Origin of the sequence: Ruminococcus sp., assembly GCF_045129435.1 — a bacterium.
GTDB lineage: Bacteria > Bacillota > Clostridia > Oscillospirales > Acutalibacteraceae > Ruminococcoides.
Map to the genome: position 1 here is coordinate 1 of NZ_JBGVJL010000169.1, position 5,461 is coordinate 5,461.

Annotated in this window: 7 protein-coding genes; all 7 read left to right on the forward strand. The window is 37.9% G+C overall.

Features of this window, described 5'->3' with window-relative positions; translation table 11 throughout:
• Window positions 1-165, forward strand: a 165-nt coding sequence (locus ACJMMI_RS07915) for a gamma-glutamyl-gamma-aminobutyrate hydrolase family protein (RefSeq protein ID WP_405354788.1), incomplete at its 5' end; no start/stop codon positions are given.
• Window positions 166-297: 132 nt separating this feature from the next.
• Window positions 298-816 carry a hypothetical protein gene (locus tag ACJMMI_RS07920; protein ID WP_405354778.1) on the forward strand — a complete coding sequence of 173 codons (519 nt, stop codon included), beginning with the start codon at window positions 298-300 and terminating at the stop codon, window positions 814-816.
• Window positions 817-899: 83 nt separating this feature from the next.
• Window positions 900-1,466, forward strand: coding sequence for a hypothetical protein (locus ACJMMI_RS07925; protein ID WP_405354780.1), 567 nt, complete (start codon window positions 900-902; stop codon window positions 1,464-1,466).
• A 20-nt stretch (window positions 1,467-1,486) separates the two neighbouring features.
• Complete coding sequence (locus ACJMMI_RS07930) at window positions 1,487-1,804, forward strand: hypothetical protein (protein ID WP_405354782.1); 318 nt, start codon at window positions 1,487-1,489, stop codon at window positions 1,802-1,804.
• A 4-nt stretch (window positions 1,805-1,808) separates the two neighbouring features.
• Window positions 1,809-2,339: a hypothetical protein gene (locus ACJMMI_RS07935; RefSeq protein ID WP_405354784.1), complete on the forward strand. Its 531-nt coding sequence runs from the start codon at window positions 1,809-1,811 to the stop codon at window positions 2,337-2,339.
• Window positions 2,340-2,494: 155 nt separating this feature from the next.
• Entirely contained in the window at window positions 2,495-3,637 is a 1,143-nt protein-coding gene (locus ACJMMI_RS07940; protein ID WP_405354785.1) for an exonuclease SbcCD subunit D, read from the forward strand.
• On the forward strand, window positions 3,625-5,461 hold a 1,837-nt coding region (locus ACJMMI_RS07945; protein WP_405354787.1), incomplete at its 3' end, for an AAA family ATPase. The genes ACJMMI_RS07940 and ACJMMI_RS07945, both read left to right, overlap by 13 nt.

Genomic DNA, 5,461 nt, shown 5'->3' on the forward strand with positions numbered 1-5,461 from the left:
CCAAGGCTTGAATGTATGGCGGTTTCCGAGGATGGACTTTGTGAGGCTGTGTATGCACCCGACAAAAGCTTTGTGTGGGCGGTGCAATGGCACCCCGAATATTCATTCTTTGCTGATGAAAACAGCCGAAAGATTTTAAAAAAGTTTATAGACAGTATGAAGTGATTTGTAAAGCCTTGCCGTGTGCAGGGCTTTTTTACTGCCCAAAACTTTACAATCTTTTACATTAATAATAAATGAATATGACTCTGCTATAAAATTACAGTGTTAGAATATCGTCAGAAAAGGGGAAGAAAAATGACAGATAAAAAGAGAAATACCAAAATAATAATCATAGCTTTAGTAGCAGTAGTTATTGTACTTGCAGGTGCAGGCATTACAATGGGCGTATTGCTTATGAATAATAACAATACGCAAAATCAATCCGTACCTGAGCAACAGGGAGTTGTGTTTGACAACAACGCTTCACACTATGACAAAGAGGTTTCAAATGCCGGCGGAGAAGCACAGGGCATTAAAATTCCCGGCTATCCCGATATGACAATCTCAAGTGAAAGCACAGACTTTCCTATTACTTTGCTCAATCCTGAGGGCAATCCTTGTAATTTTAAGTTCACACTTTCATTACAGGATACAGGCGAAACACTTTGCACTACCGACCTTGTAAAACCCGGTGATGCAATAAAAGGAGTAACTCTTGACGCACCGCTTGCAAAGGGGACATATACGCTGATAATCAATATTTCCACATATTCAGTTGACAGTAATTCCGAAATGAACGGTGCTCAGGTTAAGAGTACACTCACAGTAGAGTAACAATAATCCCTTCGGGGTTATATATATAAGCCACAAAAGCGGCAAAGACATTAGAAATTGTAATTTTAAGGAGAAGAAAATTTATGAAAATCAATGCAAAAAAAATCACAGCTGTATTAATGGCATCAGCATTAAGCGTATGTGCAGCAACATCAGCATTCGCAGCATCAACTACAGAAACACCTGTTGTTGACGAAAACAATACCACAGCAGAATTTCAGCAGAAAATCACATATTCAAAAAGCGAGGCAGAAATAGTACCAGCTTACACAGTATCGATTCCGCTTACAGCAGAGTTACAGAAAGAGTCATCAACCCTGTCTTACTCACTTGCACTTGAAAATGACACAGCCTTTGTTCCAAGCGGCAAAAAGGTAAGCGTTAAAATTGAAAGTGCAGGCTACTCAGGAAATCTTCATACACTCGCAGTGTGGGATTCAAGAAATCTTCAGGAAGCCGAATATGTAATCTACAATTCAGACGCTTTTGCAAACCCTACTTACTATACAATCGGTGATGAAATTGCTTCTTGGGACGGCTCGAACTTTGGCACAGTTACAAGAAAAATCAAGCTCAAGGATTACCGCAGTGTAGGTGCAGGCAACTACAAGGGCGTAATTAATTACACAGTATCACTTGAGGATAAATAATCAATCCGAGGTAATTAATTATGAAAAGAACTATTATTACCTTAGTTTTAGCTTTATGTGTTATTTCAACAGTTTGCTGTGCCTATGCAGCGGCTGTTGAAACAGCAAAAACAGAAGTAGTTCTGAATATAGAAGAAACAACCACACAATTTACATCTCAAGCACAGGCAAATAATACTACCGAAAGTAATAAAACTTTTTTGCCGGAAGATAACAGCACTGTAAAAACAGGCTCAATAGTTTCTTTAACAACTATAGCAACTGCCTTTTTAATGCTCACAGCTACAGTAGTGTTTTTCTGGTTCTATAAAAAGAAAAAGTTATCAATTAAGGAGTAACATTATGAAAAAGTTTTTATCAATCACAGCAGCTCTTGCAATGCTTGCAGCCACAGCAGTTTCAGTTTCAGCAGCGGAGGTTACACCTCAGACAGAAGAAAACGCAAGCACTTCGTTCTCATACGAATATAAATTTGACCCATCATACACAGTTACAATTCCGTCACAGGTAACTCTTACAACAGAGGGTTCACCTGTAGAAATTAAAGCTGAAAATGTAGCGAATCTTGACGGTAAAAAGGTTTCTGTTACTATTGCAGGTACAGATTATTTCTGGAATCAGATGGTACTCACAGGAGAAAGCGAAAAGGCAGCAAAGTCAACACTTCGTTATCAGTTCATTATGCCTGATGAAAGCGTTGTTGAAACCACAGGAACAAAGGATCAGGTAAACGGTGTGGAGCTTGCTTCATTTACAGAGGATGGCTCAACAACATTTACTGTTAAGCCTGTACTCAATAATCCGTCAACTCCAAAGGGCATTAAGTACACAGGTACAATGACATATGCAGTAGCACTTGTTGACGCTGAATAATTTAATAACAAGCTGAAAAGTTATCTAAACTTTTCCTTCCCTTACAGCAGGCTGTTACCAACAGGTAATAGTCTGTTTTTTTATTAATAATACCTTTAATAATCAAAACAGGTGTGATATAATTAAGCAAAATAACAAACATAAGGATTGATGTTATGCGAATTATTCATTTGTCTGACTTGCATTTAGGAAAGCGTGTGAACGGCTATTCTATGCTTGAAGATCAAAAATATATATTAGATGAAATATTTACTGTAATTGATGAGCAAAAGCCACAGGCAATTATAATTGCAGGCGATGTCTATGACAAGCCCGTACCGTCTGCCGAGGCAGTACAGCTTTTTGATGACTTTTTGTATAGCCTTACACAAAGGAATTTGCAGGTGCTTGTAATCAGTGGTAACCACGATTCACCGGAGCGTATTGCCTTTGGCTCACGCTTTATGGGAAAAAGCGGTGTGCATATGTCACAGGTTTATAACGGAAAAGCTGATCTTGTTACACTTAGTGATAAGTACGGTGAAATTAATTTTTATTTACTGCCGTTTATAAAACCGTCAAATGTGAGAAGATATTTTCCCGAAGAAGAAATCAATACATACACCGATGCGATGAAATTAGCAGTTTCTCAAATGAATATCGACGAAAAAGGGAGAAATATTTTAATAACACACCAGTTTGTCACTGGAGCATTCTTGTCTGAGTCGGAGAGCATTATGGTCGGCGGTACGGATAATGTAGAGTCATATGTTTTTGATAGCTTTGATTATGTCGCACTTGGTCATATTCACCGCCCACAGAATATCGGTGAGAAAATCCGCTATTGCGGTACTCCGCTTAAATATTCACAGTCTGAAATAAATCATATTAAGTCTGTATCTATAGTCGATATTGCTGAAAAGGGCAATCTTGAAATTTCTGTAGTACCGCTTAAACCATTGCATGAAATGCGTGAAATAAAGGGAACATATAATGAAATCACCTTGTACGATAACTACATTAATACCAACTTAGAGGATTATGTGTTCATAACATTGACAGATGAGGAGGACGAGCCGGACGCAATCTCAAAGCTACGCACAATTTATCCGAATTTAATGAAGCTTGAGTACGACAACACTCGCACACGAAACTCATCTGTTTTATTTGAGGTCGAGAAGATTGAAAATAAATCTGAAACGGAACTTTTGTCAGAATTTTTTGAAAAGCAGAACGGTAAAGAAATGAGTGCGGAACAGCTTGAATATGCAGAAAAATTGTTAGAGCAGATAAAGGAGGAATTGTTTTGCGACCAATAAAACTTGTAATTTCGGCATTCGGCCCATATGCAGGCACACAGACAATAGATTTTGAAATGCTTGGCACAAGCGGTTTGTATTTGATTACAGGCGACACAGGTGCAGGCAAAACCACAATTTTTGACGCTATAAAATACGCTCTTTACGGCGAGGCAAGCGGAAGCAACCGAAACACTTCTATGTTACGCTCAAAGTACGCAGACAATGCTGTACCAACGGAAGTAGAGCTTACTTTTATAAACGGTGACAAGCAATATACAATCAAACGAAATCCGGAATACGAAAGAAAAAAGCTGAGAGGTGACGGCTACACCAAGCAAGCGGCAAGTGCGGAATTGATTTTACCGGACGGCAGGGTAATTAACAATAACAAAGCTGTTGATGATACAATAGAAGAAATTCTCGGCATAAATAAAAATCAATTTTCGCAGATTGCAATGATTGCACAGGGAGATTTTCTCAGACTTTTATATGCAAATACTAAGGAAAGACAGGAAATTTTCAGAAATATTTTTAAAACCGACATTTATCAGATATTTCAGGACAGGGTAAAGAAAGATTTTTCTGAGATTACCAAAGCTAAAGAAAAGGCAAACAGCTATGTTGAGCAATATATAAACAGTATTGCGTGTGATGAGGAAAGCGGGCTTTTCACAGAATTGCAAAAAGCACAGAACGGCGAAATGCTTACAGAAGATGTGCTAACGCTTATTGAAACTATTATTAATGAGGATAGGAAGAACTCTGAACAATACAGGGAAAAGCTTAAAAAAATCGAGGAAAAAATCAGCTCCCTTACAGAGGTGATTTCAAAGGCAGAGGAGCACAACAAAGCACGAAACTCGCTTGCTCTTGCAAAATCAAACCTTGAGCAGACAGAACCAAAGCTTGAGGTGTACAAAGAACTGCTTGAAAATGAACAGCAAAAAGAGCCACAGACAAGGCAGCTTGAAGAGGCAAATATAATAATAAACGATCATATTAATGACTATGACAAGCTTGAGAAGCTTGAAAATAAAAAAAAGCAGAATCTAAATTTGCTTGACAATGCTAAAAAAATTTGCAAGGAAAATGAGCAAAGGCTTGTGAAAAGCAATGCTGATTTACAAAGCTATAAAGATGAATCAGCTGCACTTGAAAATGCAATGGCAGATAAAGAAAAGCTGTTGGCACAATTTGAAAAGCTTTCAGACAATGAAAGTGAAATCAAAGCCTTGAAATCAGACCTTCAAAAGCTTGATTTGCTTGCAAATGATTTAAAACAGGCACAGCAAAGCTACATTGCGGCAGCGGAAAAGGCTAAGATTGCCAATGACAAAGCCGAAAAAATGCGTACCGCCTTTAATAACGAACAGGCAGGCATTATGGCGGAAAACCTTGCAGACGGTGAGCCTTGTCCGGTATGCGGTTCATGCACTCATCCTCATAAGGCTGAAAAAGCTGATAATGCACCAACCGAGTCAGAGGTGAAAAAAGCTGAGCAAAACGCTAAAAAAGCTCAGAATTTGGCTAATGATGAAAGCAAAATAAGCAACAATAAAAAGGGAATTTACGATAATGCAAAATCCACAGCAGAAGAAAAGCTTACAAAACTTTTTGCTGATGCCACAATCGAAAATGCCACGGAAATTATTAATGAAAAGCTTAATGCTATTTTGCAATCAAAACAAGATTTGATGTTAAAAATCAGCAATGAAGATAAAAAAATCAAGAGAAAATCTCAACTTGCAAATTTTGTTGCTGATACAGAAGATCAAATTGCAAATATTACAAAACAGATTGCGAGCCTTAATGCTGATATTTCAAAGTACAGTACATCTATAA

What these genes read in the sequence shown, in the direction of transcription:
- ACJMMI_RS07920 (WP_405354778.1), top strand. Translation starts at nt 298, where the DNA reads ATGACAGATAAAAAGAGAAATACCAAAATAATAATCATAGCTTTAGTA.
- ACJMMI_RS07925 (WP_405354780.1), top strand. Translation starts at nt 900, where the DNA reads ATGAAAATCAATGCAAAAAAAATCACAGCTGTATTAATGGCATCAGCA.
- ACJMMI_RS07930 (WP_405354782.1), top strand. Translation starts at nt 1,487, where the DNA reads ATGAAAAGAACTATTATTACCTTAGTTTTAGCTTTATGTGTTATTTCA.
- ACJMMI_RS07935 (WP_405354784.1), top strand. Translation starts at nt 1,809, where the DNA reads ATGAAAAAGTTTTTATCAATCACAGCAGCTCTTGCAATGCTTGCAGCC.
- ACJMMI_RS07940 (WP_405354785.1), top strand. Translation starts at nt 2,495, where the DNA reads ATGCGAATTATTCATTTGTCTGACTTGCATTTAGGAAAGCGTGTGAAC.